The organism is Methylophaga sp. UBA3613 (assembly GCF_002375415.1).
Taxonomy (GTDB): Bacteria; Pseudomonadota; Gammaproteobacteria; order Nitrosococcales; family Methylophagaceae; genus Methylophaga.
In genome coordinates, this window is sequence record NZ_DFLS01000008.1 from 209,644 (window position 1) to 229,238 (window position 19,595).

Annotated in this window: 15 protein-coding genes; 8 read left to right on the top strand and 7 right to left on the bottom strand. The window is 46.0% G+C overall.

The window, feature by feature from the left end; all coding sequences use genetic code 11:
- Window positions 1–49: 49 nt before the first annotated feature.
- Window positions 50–817, top strand: a complete 768-nt coding sequence (locus B3S93_RS10900) for an ATP-binding protein (protein WP_292748807.1) — start codon at window positions 50–52, stop codon at window positions 815–817.
- Here the strand turns inward: B3S93_RS10900 and B3S93_RS10905 are convergent.
- The 7 genes from B3S93_RS10905 to B3S93_RS10935 all read right to left on the bottom strand — a co-directional run bounded on the left by B3S93_RS10905 (window position 814) and on the right by B3S93_RS10935 (window position 11,105).
- Entirely contained in the window at window positions 814–2,109 is a 1,296-nt protein-coding gene (locus B3S93_RS10905) for a sensor histidine kinase (protein ID WP_292748810.1), read from the bottom strand. The two genes, B3S93_RS10900 and B3S93_RS10905, sit on opposite strands and share 4 nt — an antisense overlap.
- Window positions 2,099–2,776 (bottom strand): response regulator transcription factor, encoded by a 678-nt coding sequence (locus tag B3S93_RS10910; RefSeq protein ID WP_292402061.1) that lies wholly within the window; start codon window positions 2,774–2,776, stop codon window positions 2,099–2,101. The genes B3S93_RS10905 and B3S93_RS10910 overlap by 11 nt, the downstream gene beginning before the upstream one ends.
- The gene (locus B3S93_RS10915) at window positions 2,773–5,931 is read right to left on the bottom strand and encodes an efflux RND transporter permease subunit (protein ID WP_292402064.1); all 3,159 of its coding nucleotides are present in this window, start codon (window positions 5,929–5,931) and stop codon (window positions 2,773–2,775) included. The genes B3S93_RS10910 and B3S93_RS10915 overlap by 4 nt, the downstream gene beginning before the upstream one ends.
- The gene (locus B3S93_RS10920; protein ID WP_292402066.1) at window positions 5,924–7,093 is read right to left on the bottom strand and encodes an efflux RND transporter periplasmic adaptor subunit; all 1,170 of its coding nucleotides are present in this window, start codon (window positions 7,091–7,093) and stop codon (window positions 5,924–5,926) included. The genes B3S93_RS10915 and B3S93_RS10920 overlap by 8 nt, the downstream gene beginning before the upstream one ends.
- Window positions 7,090–8,460: a TolC family protein gene (locus B3S93_RS10925; RefSeq protein ID WP_292402069.1), complete on the bottom strand. Its 1,371-nt coding sequence runs from the start codon at window positions 8,458–8,460 to the stop codon at window positions 7,090–7,092. Before B3S93_RS10925 ends, B3S93_RS10920 begins: the two co-directional genes overlap by 4 nt.
- 71 nt (window positions 8,461–8,531) lie before the next feature.
- Window positions 8,532–9,752, bottom strand: a complete 1,221-nt coding sequence (locus B3S93_RS10930; RefSeq protein ID WP_292402072.1) for a multidrug effflux MFS transporter — start codon at window positions 9,750–9,752, stop codon at window positions 8,532–8,534.
- 57 nt (window positions 9,753–9,809) lie between these two features.
- The gene (locus tag B3S93_RS10935) at window positions 9,810–11,105 is read right to left on the bottom strand and encodes a mechanosensitive ion channel family protein (RefSeq protein WP_292402075.1); all 1,296 of its coding nucleotides are present in this window, start codon (window positions 11,103–11,105) and stop codon (window positions 9,810–9,812) included.
- Window positions 11,106–11,469: 364 nt separating this feature from the next.
- Here B3S93_RS10935 and B3S93_RS10940 point away from each other — a divergent pair, with 364 nt between their 5' ends.
- The 7 genes from B3S93_RS10940 to B3S93_RS10970 all read left to right on the top strand — a co-directional run bounded on the left by B3S93_RS10940 (window position 11,470) and on the right by B3S93_RS10970 (window position 19,582).
- Window positions 11,470–12,960 carry a SulP family inorganic anion transporter gene (locus tag B3S93_RS10940; RefSeq protein WP_292354827.1) on the top strand — a complete coding sequence of 497 codons (1,491 nt, stop codon included), beginning with the start codon at window positions 11,470–11,472 and terminating at the stop codon, window positions 12,958–12,960.
- A 20-nt stretch (window positions 12,961–12,980) separates the two neighbouring features.
- The gene (locus B3S93_RS10945) at window positions 12,981–13,841 is read left to right on the top strand and encodes a universal stress protein (RefSeq protein ID WP_292748814.1); all 861 of its coding nucleotides are present in this window, start codon (window positions 12,981–12,983) and stop codon (window positions 13,839–13,841) included.
- A complete protein-coding gene (locus B3S93_RS10950; protein WP_292748817.1) occupies window positions 13,841–14,206 on the top strand; it encodes a TraR/DksA family transcriptional regulator in 366 nt (121 codons plus the stop codon). Before B3S93_RS10945 ends, B3S93_RS10950 begins: the two co-directional genes overlap by 1 nt.
- Before the next feature lie 78 nt (window positions 14,207–14,284).
- On the top strand, window positions 14,285–16,342 hold the full coding sequence (locus tag B3S93_RS10955; protein ID WP_292402083.1) for a sensor domain-containing diguanylate cyclase: 2,058 nt from the start codon (window positions 14,285–14,287) through the stop codon (window positions 16,340–16,342).
- Between the two features lie 76 nt (window positions 16,343–16,418).
- Entirely contained in the window at window positions 16,419–18,005 is a 1,587-nt protein-coding gene (locus tag B3S93_RS10960; RefSeq protein WP_292402086.1) for a peptide chain release factor 3, read from the top strand.
- An 83-nt stretch (window positions 18,006–18,088) separates the two neighbouring features.
- A complete protein-coding gene (locus B3S93_RS10965) occupies window positions 18,089–18,601 on the top strand; it encodes a sigma-70 family RNA polymerase sigma factor (protein ID WP_292402089.1) in 513 nt (170 codons plus the stop codon).
- Between the two features lie 3 nt (window positions 18,602–18,604).
- Entirely contained in the window at window positions 18,605–19,582 is a 978-nt protein-coding gene (locus B3S93_RS10970) for a FecR domain-containing protein (protein ID WP_292402091.1), read from the top strand.
- Window positions 19,583–19,595 lie beyond the last annotated feature (13 nt).

Consider the following 19,595-nt stretch of genomic DNA (forward strand, 5'->3'; position numbering starts at 1 on the left):
CAACCCAGATAACATCATAGTGTTTAGTTCGACCACAGGAAGATAACAGATGAATAACCTGGATTGGCATCAAATACATGCTGCCGTTTGGCGTGCGCACAGCCAAAAACTTAAAGCCATTACCCGTTTGGATCCTGTTCAACTGGATCAGCTGATCGGTATTGAGCAGCAAAAGCAGCAACTGGTGGAAAATACCCGTCGTTTTGTTGAGGGAGAAACCAGTAATCATGCTCTGTTATGGGGGGCACGGGGAACCGGTAAATCATCACTGATTAAAGCGGTGTTGAATCAGTTTGCCGATCAGGGATTACGTATTCTGCAGATTGATAAAGCTGAACTTAACTGGTTACCGGAAATTCTTGATGATCTGGAAGACAGACCTTTTCGCTTTGTGATCTTTTGTGATGATTTGTCATTTGAAGAGGGTGATGAGGGCTTCAAACCGCTTAAAAGTCTGCTGGAAGGTGGACTGGAATTACCGCCAGAACATGTACGGATTTATGCCACATCGAATCGTCGACATCTGATGCCCGAGCAGCAATCTGAAAATCAGGCGAGTCGGGTGGTCGATGGTGAGGTTCACTATACTGACAGCCTTGAAGACAAACTAGCCTTATCAGACCGCTTTGGTCTGTGGCTTTCATTTTATCCCCATAGTTGGGATACCTACCTGGACATGGTTGACAGCCTGTTTGTGAATATCGCTGTTGATCGGGATTTATTGCACGAACAGGCCAAGCAATTTGCCATGCGTCGGGCCAGTCATAGTGGACGCACTGCAATACAGTTTTATCGTCAGTTTGTCAGTAAAACCTAGCTGGTTTCACGAGGTGTTATATCAAGAATCACATTGTGGCCATTTTCATTGGCAATATTCTGATAAGACCAGCCGAGTTTTTCGGTTAATTGAGCAGTGAGTTGCAGGCCAAGGCCAAAGCCCAATTCAGTCGGTGCAACATCAATATCAGCATTAAACTGTCGATTTACAATACTGATCTGGGATCCCTGTTGGCTGATAATGACCTGACCTTCCCAGGTATGCTGGAATGCATTGCGTATCAGATTACCTAAGACAATTCGTGCTGCCACGGCACTTATTGAACATTGATAGGGGTGGGTTTCTACAATCAATTCAACGGTTTTATCACGCAATAGATAACGCATCTCTGCGGTGATTTCCAACAGCAGTTTATCAATCTCTACTACTGATTCAGGTAGTTTTTCGTTATCTTCACGGCTTAACCAGAGCAAAGTTTCCGTGAGATGCTGCATGGTAATACTGGCACGATCAATCCGGTCGGCAATATCCTTTTGCATCGGGTTCAAACTGGAAGCGGACTGTTGTAATACTTTGTACTGCAACTCGATATTATTACGAATAACACTGATAGGTGTACGCAGTTCATGACTGGTATAGCGCAGGAAGCGGTGCTCACGATCCAGGCTGCGCTGAACCGATGACAGACTGTTCTGGATCAGTCTGGCCATTTGATTGAGTTCCGGATAGAGAAAGTCCGGTGGCGGCTGGGACAGATTCTCCGGGGTTAATGATTGTGTCCAGTTATTCAGCCGGGCTACTGGTGTCGAGATACTCCGCATCAATAGCCAGGTGATCAGCATTAGCGTCAAGGCAATTAATGCACTGACGCCTAATAATAAACGCATGCTATCGGCCATATTACGACCTACCAGGCTGGATACATTCTCCCGGGAGAGGGTTCTGCTGATATAAACCGACTGGTTTTCCAAATCGACTTTGAGGGCAAAATAGACTTTGTCCGGGCGTTCAAACCAGTGAGAATCATCTCGCTTGATTAATTCACCACTGCGCGTTGGGGGATCAGTAAACACCTGTCGAATGTCTGCAGGTTGTGCCTCCCATCGTCTGGATAACTGACTACCGCGAAAATTAACCAGTTCATTTTCCGCCAGGGGTTTGTTACTGGCAAGATAGGTCAGCGCAGCGTTTTCCATCCCGCCTGTCACAATATTATCCATGCCACGAATAAAAAAATGGGCGCTTAATAATGAATAACCGAGCACAATGGTGCCGCCAAATAATAAAAAACTTAAGGTTATTAGTCGTTTAAGACTTATTTTAGCTTTCATTATCAGCCCTGATGGCAATGCCAATACCCGGGATAGTCTGAAGTAATCCTGTATCAAAGCCTCCATCAATCGTTTTACGTAAATGATGCAGATGCACTTTCAGACTGTCACTGTCCGGCACTTCCTCACCCCATATTGCTATCTCCAGTCGTTGCCGGCTGACCACATTGGGTGATTCCCGTAGCAGCAACTCCAGAATTCGCCAGCCGATAGGGGATAGATGCAGGTTGATATCGGCTCTGCTGAGTTGGCGTTGCTGTAAATTCATTTGCAGATCGCCACAACGCAATAATTGTGTCTGACCACTTCGTCTGCGTGATAATGCCTGAATACGCATTACCAGCTCTTTTAGTTCAAACGGTTTAACCAGATAATCGTCGGTACCGGCGGCAAAACCTGCCTGTTTATCAATAAGCTGATCGCGGGCAGTGAGCATTAAAACGGGGATATCTGAACCTTCACTACGCAGACGCTCACACACTGTCAAACCATCAATACGTGGCAGATTCAGATCCAGCAACAGCACATCATAATAATTCTGTTGTAATAAATTCAGACCTGCAGCGCCATTACTGGCATGATCGCAGCTGATGGCCTCCAGTTGCAGATAATCCATCACGGTTTGCGCCAGATCGAGATCATCTTCAATAAGTAATACACTAATCATGATGCCGGTCCTTGTTCTGTTGCGGGTAATACCACTTTGCTACCACGATGAAAATATTGCGCCACATCATGCTGAATCATCAATAACAACGGAATCAATATCAAGGTAATCACGGTGGCGAACATAATGCCATAGGCCAATGATACCGCCGCTGGAATAAGGAACTGTGCCTGCCTGGACGTTTCGCCTAGCAATGGCATCAGTCCGGCAAAGGTGGTGAAAGAGGTCAGTAATACCGCTCTCAAACGATCTCTGGCCGATAACATAATGGCCTGACGTATATCAGTATATTCCTGTTTTAAATCATTAAATCTTGAGACCAATAACAGACTGTCATTCACCACAACACCACTCAGAGCGATAATACCGTTGAGCGATAATATTCCCAATGACAGATCATTCATCCAGTGCCCGAGTAATGCGCCGACAATACCAAACGGTATAGCGGTCATGATTAACAGCGGTTGAATATAGGATTTCAACGGTATTGCCAGCAGCATATAAATGCCCAGCATGGCCAGTAAAAACAGATTTAACATTGAAGATTGTGTTTCTTCCTGTTCAGCCGCTTCACCGGCAAAATAGATGGTCAGACCTGGATATTTGGCTTCCAGCTGGGGCACAACATCCCGTTTTAACTGAGCAACAAATTCGGTGATGGAGAGTAAATCCTTATCTACATCAGCGGATAGATAGATGGCTCGCTTAGCATCAATCCGGGTAATGCTGTCACGGGTAAAGCCATAACTGACATCAGCCACACTGGATAACGGAATAACCGTGCCATCCTCCAGTCTTACTCTGGATTTCAACACATCAGCGGGGTTTTGTCGGTCTGCTTCCGGGTAACGGACTTTGACTTCAATTTCATCGCTGTTTCGCTGGTAACGCTGCACGACCTGTCCGCTAAAGCCCTGCAGGATCTGTCTGGCAAGTTCATCGGTACTGAGACCCAATGCACGGCCCTGCTGATTGAGTTTAAGTTGTAACTGAGGTTGACCGGGTTGCAGATTATCTTCCAAACCAATAATACCCGGCATTGGTTCCAGTAATTTATACAATTCTGCGCCTGCCAGCGTCAGAACATCATCATCGTTGGAACGTAACTCCACCCGCAATGCATCATCTGCCTGGCGGCCACTCTGGATCCGTAAACTGCGTACAGCTTCCGGCATTCCAACCCGCTTTTCCCATTCTCTGCGAAACTCAACCAAATCATAAGGTGAATTTTCGGCCAACTCTACCGTGACGCCACCACTGTGATCCGCCTGGGATATCAGTTGCAGATTGGCTATACCGGTAGTGTTTGCATCCTTATCAGCTTGCAGAGCCTTATCGGTTTCATAGGCTGTGCGTTCCATCATCAGCAGGGTTTCGTGGGTGCGACCAAAGCTGACATCTTTATGCATGGCAATGCTGGCCCGTACTGTATCGCCCGGAATGGATGGAAAGAAACTCATTCGGATATTGCCATTAAACGGCATTGAAAACACGATGATAAATATCATCATGAAGACCATTATTACGCCATAGCGAAACTGCAAACCAAACTCAATGGCCGGTTGATAGATTTTTTCAGCAAACCACTGTAGACCGCCATCAGCCGCTTGCTGAACTTTTCGCCATCCAGTGGCCAGTATGTTTTGTGAAGGTTTTTTATGAGTGTTTAAATGCGCCAGATGCGCGGGTAGAATTAATTTCGACTCAACCAACGACATCAGCAGGGCAATGGCAACTACCGCTGCAAACTGCGAATAGAGTTCGCCGAGCCGACCTTCAATTTGTGATAATGCAAAAAAAGCCACTACCGTGGTAAATACGCCAAACATTGTGGGCACGGCAACTCTCATCGTACCTTTAATGGTATTACGTAACGTGTCACCTTCCCGGGATCGAACGCTATAAATACTTTCACCGACCACCACCGCATCATCGACAATAATGCCCAGAGCCATCAAAAAGCCGAAAGTGGTAAAGGAGTTGAGCGATAAACCGGCATAAGAGTCGCCCATAAAAAATAAGGTGCCGAGAAATACAAATGGCAGTCCCATTGCTACCCAGAAGGCGACAGTCAGGTTTAAAAATACTGCAAGCAACACAAACACCAGCACGATGCCGGTCAGTGCATTTTTAATCAATAAACTCAGACGATCCATAATGCTGGTACTTCGGTCATACCAGGTGGCCAGTTCAACCTGAGCCGGCAGTTTATTACTGTTTTGCCAGACTTCCACCACATCATAGGCGTCGGCTACAGAGTCGGCGATATCATCCAGTCCGGTGGTTACAACCTGAACCCCGATACTTTCTTTAGCCTGAAACCTAGACAATATGGAGGTATCATCATCAAAGCTATCAAGAATATCGGCTACATCACCTAGCAGGATTTGCTGTCCGTTATCGCCGGTCAGTAACGGGATTTTGGCAAAATCCTCCTTTAAATACGCCTGTTCGGAAGCATTAAGCTGCAGATAAATACTTTCATTGCGTAATACCGCTGTCAGTGGCGTGGACGAATTAGTGTTGATCGCATTTTCAACATCCGTTAATGACAGGCCATAGGATTGCAAACGGCCATCATCAATTTCAATCATCATCATCGGATCCAGCCAACCGGAAATGGTCACCCGGTTGATGGTTGACTTATTAAGCAAATCGGCCTTAAGAGACTCGGCAAGTTGCTGCAGGGTATGGCGATCAGTATCACCGTAGAGTTGCAGCCAGATAGCATGTTCTTCACGTTCAGCTTTGCTGATAACAGGATTTTTAGCCTCTGTCGGAAAGGTCGATATGGCATCCACCTGCGCTTTTACATCACGCATCAGGATGTCGAGATCATAACCACTCTGCATTTCCACCGTGACGGTGACCCCACTGCGAGTCGACTCACTGGTAATGGTTTTAATCCCGATGATGCCTTCCAGCTGCTCTTCAATTTTGATTGCCAGACCTTCCTCGGACAGTTTCGCCGAACCGCTGTCGTAGGAAATAGAAATAGTCAGGCTGTCCGGTTCGCTGCTGGGAAAAGCCTCCTTACGCAGATCACCCACCGACATTAAGCCGAGGATAATCACCACTAACATTAATAAATTGGCGGCGACCGGATTGGTGGCAAACCAGCCGATAATACCGCTACGGCCGATGAGCTTACTCATTATTTACTATCTCAATCGGGGCCACGGCCATGCCTTCTACATAACTGCTGATAGGCTGTAACAAAATCTGTTGGGGAAAATCAGCCAGTTGTTGCGGTGGGCGTATATAAATGTAGTTTTCATCACTGAAAACAGGCGAGGTGGGGAATTTTGCAAGAATATTGTCGGCCGTTACGTACCATATCTCGCCCCGTTGACTAAGACTGGTCGTTGGGACCTGCCATAGATTATCCATCTGACGTCCTGCCAGACTGACTTCAACAAATACCCCCGGATAAAGAGCAGGTTGCTGATCCAACGGTTTATCTACCCCGACAATCAACGAACGTTGTCGAGTAGTACCATCCAGATGTTGTTCAATCCGCAGAACTTTTCCCTGCCAGGTAGCTGCACCTTCAACCGCCTGCAGAGTCACCGGCCAATCACCTGTGGTTAAAGTACTGGCATCCGGCAGACTCTGCCATTCACGATCCGACAGCGAGACTTTTACTTCAACCCAGTCAGTGCTGTAGAGGGATGCCACCTGGGTTCCGGTTTGCAGATAACTGCCAGGTGAGACATCGCGGCTGATCACTAATGCATCAAACGGGGCTTTGATCAGGCTTTGCTGTATGTCTTTTTCAGCGCTGGTTAATAATGCTTCAGCATTGGCAACACTTGCCGCTGCACTGGCTAATTGAGGAATACGTAATACCAGTTCCGAATCAGGATCTCCTTCCAAACCGGAAGCCAGCCATTCTGCCTTTGCTTGCAAGCCTTGCCGTTCTTCCTGTAGATAAGCGAGCCGTGCTTCCGCCAGTTGTTGTTTGGCTGCGGCCACCGCTGCACGGTAATCACTGTTTTCCAGACGCAGCATCTGTTCGCCTTTTTTCAGGCGGTAGCCGGTTTCAAACTGTGGCGATATCTGTTCGACTTGTCCGGCAACCTGCGTGGTCAGATTTATTGTGTAATGGGGTTCTGTGGCACCAAAGGCACTGACACGTGATCGATGCGTAGCCGGCTCAACCGTTTTTACAGAGACTTCAGGTCGTATTTCTGGGACTTCACGGACAGGTAACGAACGGTTGGCAAAACGATCAATTTGATATTGACTCAGAAAATAAACACCAACTAATACAAGCAGTGCACCCAGAAACACCAGCCATTGAACAAATTTGGTCATGCTCTAACCTCCAGCCCCAAAGCCAGTCCCAGTGAGATACGATTTAATAAACGCTGGTAAATCAGATCATCAAGTTGTGCCTGCAAGTCATAGGTCTGCTGCTGCACGGTTAACAGATCCAGAATAGTAAATAAGCCACTACGATAATTAGCCTGATACTGTTGCAGATTATTTTCCGCACTCGCCAAAGCGGTTTCGATATGTTGCTGGCGTTTAAGCAAGGCCTGTTCCTGACTTAAAGCCTGCTCAATTTCTGTTACTGCATTGAGCAAAGTGTCACGATATTGCTGATAGGCAATTGCTGTATCCAATTCGCTAATTTCTGCCTCAGCACGTAACTGTCCGCCCTGATATAACGGTGCGGTTAACTGGCCCAGTAAACTCCATACCGGGGCAGTAAATAAACTGGCGCGTGGAGAGCTGCCAACATCTTCTAACACTGCCTGCAGATTCAGACTGGGTAACAAGTCTTTATAGGCAACCTCGGTCCTGGCACTGGCCGCTTGAATGGCCGCATAGGCCGCTAACAGATCCGGCCGACGATTCAATGATTGTTGGGGCAGATCAATTTCCGGAATGACTACTTCGGGATAATTAATGGGTAGAGTAAACTGTGGATTATCTACCTGCCCAATCAAGGTTTTCAGCTGAATAGATTGCTGGCGATAGTTTTCAGTTAAGCTCTCCACACTGGCTGAAGAGGTGGCGACCGCGCTACGAGCAAGATCCAGGTCTTCAAGCGTGCCCAGCCCTTGGCGGTAACGTTGCAAAATAAAGCTTTCGGTTTGCTGCAGACTGTCATTGCGTTGCTGTTCAATATTAATCGCTCGTTGCTGGGCAATCAGTGTTAGCCAGACCTGCATGACTTCAGCAGCCAGCGTGTCACGTGCTGACTGATAAAGCAGGTTTTGTTCGGTGATATCAAGCTCTGCAGCACGTTCATTATCGGCCAGTTTTCCCCATAAATCAGCTTGCCAGCTGACACTGAGATCGGCACCAAAACTGGCATCAGTACCACTACTGTTGAGTGCTGAAAATCCGCTGCTGATAATTGGGCGCTTTTCGGCTGAAGCCTGAGTCAGTTGTGATTGACGGATCTGTAAGGTGAGCAAGGTTTGTTGCAGACTGGGATTGGATTTCATTGCTGTTTGCAATAATCCGTCAAACATATCGGTATCGATCAAATCATTCAGATAAGCGACGTCGGTTTGTTGCGGAAAATTCTGCCATTGTTCAACGCGTTGCTGCTCTGCAGATATTAACGCTGCATAATCCGGTTGCTCTGGAGTGATACTGCATGCAGTAAGCATCAGTAATGGCAGAAAAACCAGTTTTTTTAAATAATGTTGTCGGCTGTTAACGTTCACCTGATAACGCGCTCCCTAGAGATGAGTGTCAATATGACAGTCAATCTAGTTGTTTGAGGGTTAATGCAACGTTAACAGCCGTTTTTTATTTGCGGATTATTACGACAGCTACGCAAAATCAATGTTTTAAGAGTGAGTCCTGAAACTGCACAGCCGGTCATGACAGTAATCATTGGCCAAAGACTGCCATCACCCAGGGAACTGACCAGTAAGCCACTGGCTGCACCCGATAAAAAACCAAACGAGCCCAGCACAGCAGTGGCGGTAGCACTGCTGCGTGGAAAGAATTCCACAGTACTGGCGATGGCATTGGAGACGATAAGCGCCTGCGATCCAATAAATATCATGATGCCAAAAACTATCATGCTTAATGACGGATCTGGACTGATCAGAATATACATGAGCATCAATACGCCGGTAATGACCTGGATAATTTGTCCAAGTCTTAACAGGCAGGGCGGATCGTAAAAAAGTAATAATCTGACGTTAATGCGATTGACTACAATCATCATCACCACATTAATGCCAAACAAGAACGGATAGACCGAAGCTGAAACACCAAAATAGACCATATATACCGATGGTGAGGCGGTAATAAAACTAAATAGACCTCCATAGGTAAAACTTTGTGCTGCAAGATAGGCCAATGCTTTCCGGTGCGACAATACTTCGATATAGCGTCGTAACGCTGATGTCTTGTGGGTACTGATTTGTCGGGTTTCTGGCAAAAGGCGATGCAATAGCAGTCCGATGAGCAATGCATAGACAAATAACACAATAAAAATAGAATGCCAGCCAGCGAGATAAAGACAAAGGGTGCCGATTAGCGGGGCAATCAATGGGGCAATCATCATAATAATGGCCATATGTGAGAGATAGCGTGCGCTGTCCCGACCACTGCTGATATCACGAATTACAGCCGAGGAGTTAACGATTGCCATACCACCACCAATGGCCTGAATGACTCGCCATATCCATAATCCATAAAGGGTATGGCTGAGCACAATGCCCATGCTGGCAATGCAGAACAAGGTGAGACCAACAAAGATGACACGACGCCGACCAAAGTGATCGGACAAAGGCCCGCCGGTCAACTGACCGACAGCAAAACCGGCCAGAAATAAACTCAGTGAAAGTTCAATATCGTGAATGCTGACAGCGAATTCAGATGCCATCAATGGCATTGCTGGCAGATAGGCATCAATTGCCAATGGGGCAATAGCCGTTAATCCGGCCAAAAGCAGAATAAGCTGAGCTACGTTATGTTTATCGGTGGAAAGATTTCTATCCATTTTTAATCAGTCAGCTTTCTCTGATGTAGCAACCGGGCGAATTAAGTCAATAATGATTTAATCTTGTTTTTTTGGGGCGTCTCCCAAAGCTGGACTGACTGAAGGATCCTGCTGAGGCAATGGCTGTGGTCTAAGTTCACGCATATCAAAGCCACTAGGTTGCTGAAACACCCGTAAACCAAATTCCGGCATAATTGCCAACAGATGGTCAAAAATATCTGATGCAATGCCTTCGTATTCAATCCAGTTGGTGGTATTGGTAAAACAGTAAATCTCTAACGGCAGACCATTGGCCGTTGGTTCAAGTTGCCTGGACATCAATGTATAGTTCTGATGAATGCTGGGATGATTCTTCAGATAATTGGCGACATAAGCCCGGAAACTGCCAATATTGGTAATTCTTCGGGTATTAACGGGTTCTTTACCCCATTCCGCTAATTGTTGATTCCATTCATCAATATCTTTCTGTTTCTGCTTTAAATAGTCATTCATCAGGCTGAAACGGTGCAGTTTTTTGCGTTCATCCTCTGACAGAAAATGAATACTTTGCTGATCAATCAAAAGACTGCGTTTAATCCTGCGCCCACCAGCTTCCTGCATACCACGCCAGTTTTTAAACGGATCGGTCAGAAACCGTTTGGTGGGGATGACGCTGATGGTTTTATCCCAGTTCTGTACTTTAACGGTATGTAGCGCGATATCGATAACATCACCGTCAGCATTGAGCGGGGCCATTTCAATCCAGTCACCAACCCGGATCAAATCATTTGAACTGATTTGCACACTGGCAACCAGTGACAGCAATGTGTCCTGAAAGATCAACAGTAATACCGCGGCCATTGCACCCAAACCGGATAACAATATTAATGGCGAACGGTCAATCAGGGAGGCAATCATCAGAATCGCCGCAATCGCATAAATAGCGATTTTGAGTACCTGGATATAACCTTTAATCGGTTTCAAGTGTGCATCAGGGCGTTTGTTATACGCCTCATTGACAATGGTCAGTAAACTGCCAATACCAAGCGCAATGGTTAATACAATAAATGCTGTAGTGACATTCTGTACTACTGCCACGGCGACGGGCGAAATATTCGGAATGATGACGATCCCAGCGGAGAGGATAAGCGCCGGTACAATATTCGCCATGCGCCGGATAAAAGAGGAATCCGCTAGAGAAGAATAACGGCCTAACTCACTGTTTTTGAGAATGCGATAGACGCCGCGAACCAGAATACGCTTGACCAGCCAGTTAGCGACCCATGAGATCAGGATCAACAAGCTCAGGCCAATCAACGTGTAGAGATGAGGGTAGTTCTCCAGCCATTCAGTTATAAGAGTGTAGCTTTCCACTTTGTGCTCCGCAGCTTTGCATCAGGGGCAGATTGTAGCATTCAAACGGCCCAGAAATCTGGGGCATAAGGCGTTGTTTAAGTTGGCAAGGTTTCCGTAAAGTTTTGAAGGTCCAGTAAATTACTGTATATTGGCGTGTTTTCCAAACAAGCCCAATTATTGACGTGAAGCGTAATCCACCCTAGCGTATTACTTCCCCCTGGACCTTTCTGGTCCGTGATGTTTAACACATCGTCTCCGCCAAAAATGAGGTTGTGCAGGTCATAACCACAGTTTAATGAAAGCTGCCGAAATCATAATGTCACGCAGCTTGGCAATAATTTGTTATCTGAAAAAAATCTTTTGAACGCAGGAAACTGAATTAATGTTGCAAAACCTTAAACGAGATTGGTTTTCCAATGTCCGTGCCGATTTGATCGCCGGTATTGTTGTTGCTTTGGCGCTTATCCCTGAAGCCATCGCCTTTTCTATTATTGCTGGTGTTGATCCCAAAGTGGGTTTGTACGCTTCCTTTTGTATTGCAGTCATTATTTCCATCGTGGGTGGACGTCCAGGAATGATCTCTGCTGCCACTGCGGCGATGGCGGTATTAATGGTGACATTGGTTAAAGAGCATGGTTTGGAATACCTGTTGGCAGCCACTTTGCTTACCGGGATTATCCAGATAGTAATGGGCTATTTAAAACTGGGAAATTTAATGCGGTTTGTTTCACGCTCAGTGGTGACAGGCTTTGTTAATGCGCTGGCTATTTTGATTTTTATGGCGCAATTACCAGAGTTGACGAATGTTACCTGGCACGTTTATGTCATGACAGCTGCTGGGCTGGGCATTATTTATCTCTTTCCCTATATTCCTACAATTGGCCGTTTATTACCTTCTCCATTAGTCACTATTATCGTGCTGACTGTTGTTGCAGTTGTGTTTAACATCGATATCCGCACGGTAGGTGATATGGGCGATTTACCCGATACTTTGCCTATTTTTCTATGGCCCGATGTACCATTAACTTTTGAAACACTGGCTATTATTTTCCCTTATGCGATGGCCTTAGCTGTCGTTGGTTTATTGGAATCAATGATGACGGCCACCATTGTTGATGATTTAACCGATACCTCCAGTGATAAAAACCGAGAATGTAAAGGTCAGGGTGTTGCGAATATCGGTTCAGGGCTTTTGGGTGGTATGGCTGGCTGTGCGATGATTGGTCAGTCAATTATCAATATCAAGTCAGGTGGGCGAGGACGATTGTCAACGATGACCGCCGGTCTGTTTTTATTGTTTATGGTTTTGGTTCTGGACGATCTGCTGGTTCAGATTCCCATGGCTGCTTTGGTAGCGGTAATGATCATGGTTTCGATTGGTACCTTTTCATGGGCATCAATACGAGACCTGAAAAAACATCCGCTTTCAACCAATATCGTCATGGTGGTCACGGTAATGGTTGTTGTTGCAACACATAACCTGGCCATTGGGGTGTTTGTTGGTGTGTTACTGGCTGCCTTGTTTTTTGCCAACAAAGTTGCTCACTTTATGGTGGTCAAAAGCGATCTCAGTGAACAGGATACTAAGCGACGCTATGAAATCAGAGGTCAGATCTTCTTTGCATCATCGGATAAATTTGCTGCGGCTTTTGATTTTAAAGAAGCACTGGATACCGTCGAGATTGATTTGAGCCATGCCCACTTTTGGGATATCACCGCTGTTTCTGCACTGGATAAGGTAGTGCTCAAATTCCGTCGTGAAGGTACTGAAGTGGAGCTGGTTGGCATGAATGAAGCCACCGCGACGATTGTCGACAGATTTGGTGTGCACGATAAGCCAGAAGAAGTCGAAAAAATACTCGCCGGTCACTAATAAGTAGAGGATTGAGAGAGATGACAAAAATAATTGCCTGTATTGATGGCTCGATAACTTCGCCCTCAGTTTGTAAAGCGTCAGCCTGGGTGAGTGCTAAGTTGCAAGCACCATTGGATTTATTGCATGTTTTGGATAAGACCGAATATCCCAAACCTGAAAACAGTAAAAATCTGTCTGGCAATATTGGGTTAGGCAGTCGGGAACATCTGCTTGAAGAATTAGTGAAGCTTGACGAGAAGCGTGGTCGGCTGGCTTTGGAGCATGGCAAAAATATTTTGCAGGATGCCAGAGCATTAGCTCAACAACATGGTGCAGTTGAAGTGACCACGCATCAACGTCACGGCGGTTTGATGGAAACCTTGTCTGATCTGCAGGATGACACTCGGGTGCTGGTGTTAGGTCGTCAGGGCCAGGCTCATGAAAATGAAACACATAGTCTGGGCAGTCATCTGGAAAATGTTATCCGTGCATTGAATAAACCGATTCTGATTACCTTGCCTGAATTCAACACTCCACAACAGTTTATGATTGCTTATGATGGCAGTGAAACGGCTACCAAAGCATTGGAAAAGGTTGCTGAAAGTGACTTGCTAAAGGGGATGCCAGCACACATTGTTATGGTGGCTGAAGATGATAATAACCATCAAGCTCAATTAAATTCAGCTGTACAGCGCCTGACTGGAGTTGGTTTTGATGTCACTGCAGCATTAATTCAAGGCGCAGTAGAACCCGCCTTGCATCAGTATCAACGTGATAATGATATTGATTTGTTGGTAATGGGTGCTTATGGGCATTCGCGTATTCGCCAGTTTCTGGTCGGCAGCAATACCGCCAAGATGGTCAGGATGAGTGATATCCCAATTCTGTTGCTTCGTTAATGGAAATGCTTTTCCTTAATCAAATGAATATTGTGCAGTTGGAAAATTATCGACAACGATTATTTTTACTCAAACAAGAAGTGGAACAATCACTTACTGAAGATTCACATCAGGTGGCGGAGCTTGATCAGTCGCGAATTGGGCGTTTGTCACGTATGGATGAGTTGCAGGACCAACAGCTTGCCATTGAAGTCCAGTTCAGCCTTAAACGCAAACTGCAAGCCATAGAAGGTGCTTTAAACCGTATTAATAATGATGATTTTGGTGTTTGTTATCTTTGTGATGAAGCCATTACAGACGCTAGATTGACTTTTGATCCCACTGTTACCCGCTGTCTGCAATGCGCGGATAAGAACTCCGATTAATATTCTGATTTTTAATTGTTTTGAGCCTACAATTCTTTTAGCAGTAGAGGGCTTCAATCTTTAGTTGGAGAATATTCTGTGGAAAGCACTTTTGAAGAACAACATCATCCAGCGATTATGATTGAAGGTATCCAGCCCTTCGGTTGTTTAATCCGTTTTGATGCTGATTTACAGAAAGTTTTCCAGGTCAGTGCAAATTTGCAGAATATATTGGGTGTTTCAATAGATGTAGCCCTGATGTCGTCACCAAGAGATATTCTGGGTGGCAAATTACAACACCGCTTGCAGCAGGCGCTCACTAAAAACTCACGTCTTTCCGCGGCATTCACTATTAATCGTCAGGTAAATGGATCATATCAGCGATTTCATGTGATGGCTTACCGTTACGATGTATCCATCGTCGTGGAATTTGAGCCACTCTCCCGTTCCGGAGAACAGCGTTTATTGCCAATCGTTAATGAATGGTTGAGTCGCTTGGCACAGGTTCAGCAAATTGGTCAGTTACAACAAATGCTTGTGCAAAGTGTGCAGGCCGTTACGGGCTATGACCGCGTGTTGTTATGTCAGTTTGATTCGCACTGGCAACGCATTGCGATCGCGGAAGAGTGCCGTGACCCTGCCAGAAGTTTATTGAATTACCGGTTTCCTGCCAGTGATATTCCCAGCATAGTAAGAGATCGGTATGCAGTTAATCCATTGCGTCACGTACCCGATGTCAATGCCAAGGTCGTGCCATTGGTGCCGACTTCAGACTCAATCAATTTGCCAACACCGGATTTAACGGCTGGTGTACTCAGAGCATTATCCCCATTTCACTACCAGTATCTGTGCGAGATAAATATCGGCGCTTCATTATCCATCGCGGTAACAGATGAACAACGGCTATGGGGCATTCTGACCTGTCATCATTTCGCTGCAAGTGATATCTCGGCAGCGGAACGCGATGCTGCCTTTAATCTTGTGCAAATGGCATCTCAACGATTATTTTTATTGCAAGCCCGACAACAGGCCCAGTTTCTGGAGCAGGTCTTAAATAGCCGTGAACTGCTCTCAGCGGAACGTGACAAAGTTGTCCAGCCGACAACATTGCTCGATAAATATGGCAAAAACTGGATGGAGTTGTTTAATAGCAGTGGCATCGCTTTGTTATATCAGGAGCAAGTGCGGTGTGCCGGGGAAACTCTGGATAACTTTGAGCTGGACCTTGTCGGTAAATGGCTTACAGAAAATATCGGCCATAAGGCCTGCTGGGCGTGTGACCATCTGTCAAGGAGCCCATTGGATAGCCTGGTTAACCTACGAAAACGGGCAGGTCTATTGGCCGTGCCTTTACCAATAGAGCACAACCAATCCGGATGGCTTTTGTTGTTTCGTGACGCTGAGAAAATGCAATGCAGTTGGGTTGGGAAAAAACAGAGAATAGAAGCTGAGACATCGAATCCGTTGCATCGTGTCGAAGAGCGTGGTCATGAAATTTGGGTAGAAACCATTGAGAGTGAAGCTCAACGCTGGTCAGCAAATGAACAGCATGCAGCGCAGGATTTGGCTGAAGATTTGGCAGTAGCGATTACGGTGCACCAAATCAACCGACTCAACAAAGAATTACAACGTGCTAATAAACAGCTTAAAGAGATTGCACATACGGATACGTTGACCCGAATCTGGAATCGCTATCGAATGGAATTGGCTATTGATGCCGAATTGGCCGCAGCCGAACGTTATGGACACCCATGCTCGGTATTATTGTTTGATGTTGACCGCTTTAAATCGGTCAATGATACCTATGGTCATGATATGGGCGATCAGGTTTTAACCCGGCTTGCAGAGGAAGTGCAATCAAAACTGCGAGTCAGTGACCATTTAGGTCGCTGGGGCGGTGAAGAATTTATTGTCCTGGCATCGCATAACGCATTGGATGAAGCCATGGCGCTGGCAGAACGTCTGCGTCAACATATTGAAATGGTTGAGTTCGAAACGGTCGGGAAAATTACCGTCAGTATCGGTGTCGCTCAAGCAATAACAGGCGATGAAAGTCGCAGGCGTTTGTTAGAAAGAGCCGATCAGGCTATGTATCGTGCCAAGCAATCAGGCCGTAATCGTGTTGAAGCGGCAAGTGCCGAATTGTCTACATCCTGATTTTCATCCAAAATACGCGGTTTATTGCGCGTGCTGCCAAGTTTGCTTGGCCTATCTAATTTTAAACTGAGTCAATATGTCCGAAAGCCTGTTACAGAAACAAGTCTCAAAACGACGCACCTTTGCCATTATCTCGCATCCTGATGCCGGTAAAACCACCTTGACTGAAAAACTGTTGTTATTTGGGGGGGCTATTCAAATGGCTGGTAGCGTGAAATCACGCAAAACCGATAAGCATGCCACCTCGGACTGGATGGAAATGGAGAAGGAGCGGGGTATCTCAGTGACCTCTTCAGTGATGCAATTTCCCTATAAAGACCGCATTGTAAATCTGTTGGACACACCAGGCCATGCTGATTTTTCTGAGGATACCTATCGCACGCTGACAGCAGTAGATTCTGCATTGATGGTTATTGACAGTGCCAAAGGTGTCGAAGAACGTACCATTAAATTAATGGAAGTCTGCCGTCTACGCGATACGCCAATACTAACCTTTATCAACAAGTTGGATCGGGAAGGCCGTGATCCTTTGGATCTGCTTAGCGAAGTTGAAAATATTCTGAATATCCGCTGTGCACCAATTACCTGGCCAATTGGTATGGGAAAAGGCTTTAAAGGGATTTTTCATCTTTATAATGACAATATTCGCTTGTTCGAAGCGCATGGCAAAGATGCCGATGCAGGTGAAGTGATTCAAGGATTGGATAATCCGCGTCTGGATGAACTATTCGGCTCTATGGCTGAGGATTTAAGGGAAGAAATTGAACTGGTTCGCGGTGCCAGTGATCAATTTAATCTTGATGACTTTTTGTCTGGACAAATGACCCCGGTGTTTTTTGGTTCAGCAATGAATAACTTTGGTGTCACCGAATTGATGGATGCCTATGTTGAATATGCGCCAGCACCACAACCAAGGGAAACAAAAACCCGTGACGTAGCCGCCGATGAAGATGTCTTCAGCGGCTTTGTATTTAAGATCCAGGCCAATATGGATCCAAAGCATCGGGATCGCATTGCCTTTATGCGTGTCTGTAGCGGTCATTACACCAAAGGCATGAAACTCCGGCAGACGCGCATTGGCAAAGATGTGACTATCGCCAATGCAGTGACCTTTATGGCTGCTGAGCGGGAGCAGGCTGAAGAAGCGTGGCCGGGTGATATTCTCGGGTTACATAATCATGGCACCATCCAGATTGGCGATACCTTTACCCAGGGTGAAGATCTGCAATTCACCGGCATTCCTTACTTTGCTCCAGAATTATTCCGGCGCGTTCGTTTAAAAGATCCATTAAAAAACAAAGCCTTGTTAAAAGGATTACAACAACTCAGTGAAGAGGGCGCCACCCAGTTATTTCGTCCATTGGATAACAATGACCTGATTCTCGGCGCGGTTGGTGTATTGCAATTTGATGTTGTCGTACACCGATTGAAAGGTGAGTATGGTGTTGAATGCGCATATGAACCGGTTCAGGTGCATACCGCACGCTGGGTGTATTGCGATGATGTGAAAAAGCTGGAGGAATTCAAGCGTAAAGCGTCGATGAATCTGGCTCTGGACGGAGCAGACAACCTCACCTATATTGCCCCGACACGGGTCAATCTGGATCTGACAATGGAACGCTGGCCGGAAATTGAGTTTCGTTCTACCCGCGAACATCTCTGATTTAGTCGGCACGACAGTTTGCCTATGTAATGTCTGTCATTATATGATAATGATTCTCATTACTTTATACGGTCAAGTTTTCCATGTCGGCTTCAGAGATAATCGATCAGCACTATATTGGCGAATTATATAAAGATCATCACTCTTGGCTGCTGAGTTGGCTACGCAGAAAACTGGACTCTCCTGAATTTGCGGCGGATATTTCTCATGATGTGTTTGTTAAATTACTGACTCGTGAAGAAAACAAACAGATCCATGAGCCGCGGGCCTTTCTGACAACTATCGCTCGCCGCAGTCTTGCCAATCATTGGCGTCACCAGCAAATTGAACAGGCTTACCTCGACGCTTTGCGGGCGTATCCAGAACCATTGCATCCTTCAGAAGAGGAGCGGGCTGTGATTATCGAAACGATAGTAGAGATAAATGCGCGTTTGGATGGATTGCCTGCCATAGTCAAACGGGCTTTTTTGTATTCCCAGCTTGATGGTATGCGTTACCAGCAGATTGCCGAGAAACTCAATATTTCCATTTCCACCGTTAAGCGTTATCTGATTCAGGCTGCCGCACAGTGTTATTTCGCTATTAATCTTCAATAAACTATGGCGGCACTGAAGATTAACGAAGATATTGCTGTACAAGCGGTGGAATGGTATTTCTCGCTCAAAGAAAGCCCACAGGATGCCGAGCTCCAACGAAGCTGGAAAGCATGGATCGATAGTGACCAAACGCATTATCAAGCGTGGTTGAAAATCGAACAATTCAATCATGAATTGGGCTCATTGGCTAACCCAATTTCCAAAACGCTTACCCATAAAAGTGTGACGCTTGAGAACAAAAATCGTCGCCAATTGCTTCGATCCATCCTCGCCATCGCTTTTGTCGGTGCTGGTGGTGGGATCGCTTTACAACGTCATCAGTTATTTCCAGTTATGGCGGCTGACTACCGCACTGGTAAGGGCGAAACCAGGCAAATTACTCTCAACGACGGTACGCGAATTGAGCTCAATGCAGAGAGTGCTATTAACGTCAGTTTTTCCATAAATGAACGTAGCATTTATTTGTTAACCGGCGATGTATTGATAGAAACAGCTAGGGATGAGGCCACCAGGCCGTTGGTCGTTTATGCTGCATGGGCGCGTTTTCAACCACTTGGTACCCGGTTTTATATTCGCAGCCGTGAGCAAGACGGATTATTGGCTGTCTATGAGGGAGCCGTCAATTTATGGCAAACAGATCAATTGCGCTTTTCACCGTTACGCATAGAGTCAGGACAGAAACTGGTATTTGACCAGAATGGCTTAAGTGAATTGATGGCTGCGGAGAGTAGTGATCTGGCCTGGCAGCAAAATATACTGGTTGTTGATGCGATGTTCCTGAGTGACTTTGTAAAAGAGCTTGGTTATCACCACCATGGCTGGATTCATTGTGATAACTCGGTGAGCCAAATGCGGGTTTCGGGTACCTATCCGCTGGATGATATTGATCGTGTCCTTCGAGCGTTAACGACCTCACTGCCGATTGAACTGGTTTACCGAACCCGCTACTGGATAACATTGAAGGCAAAATCAAAAAATTAATTTTTTGTGGTCC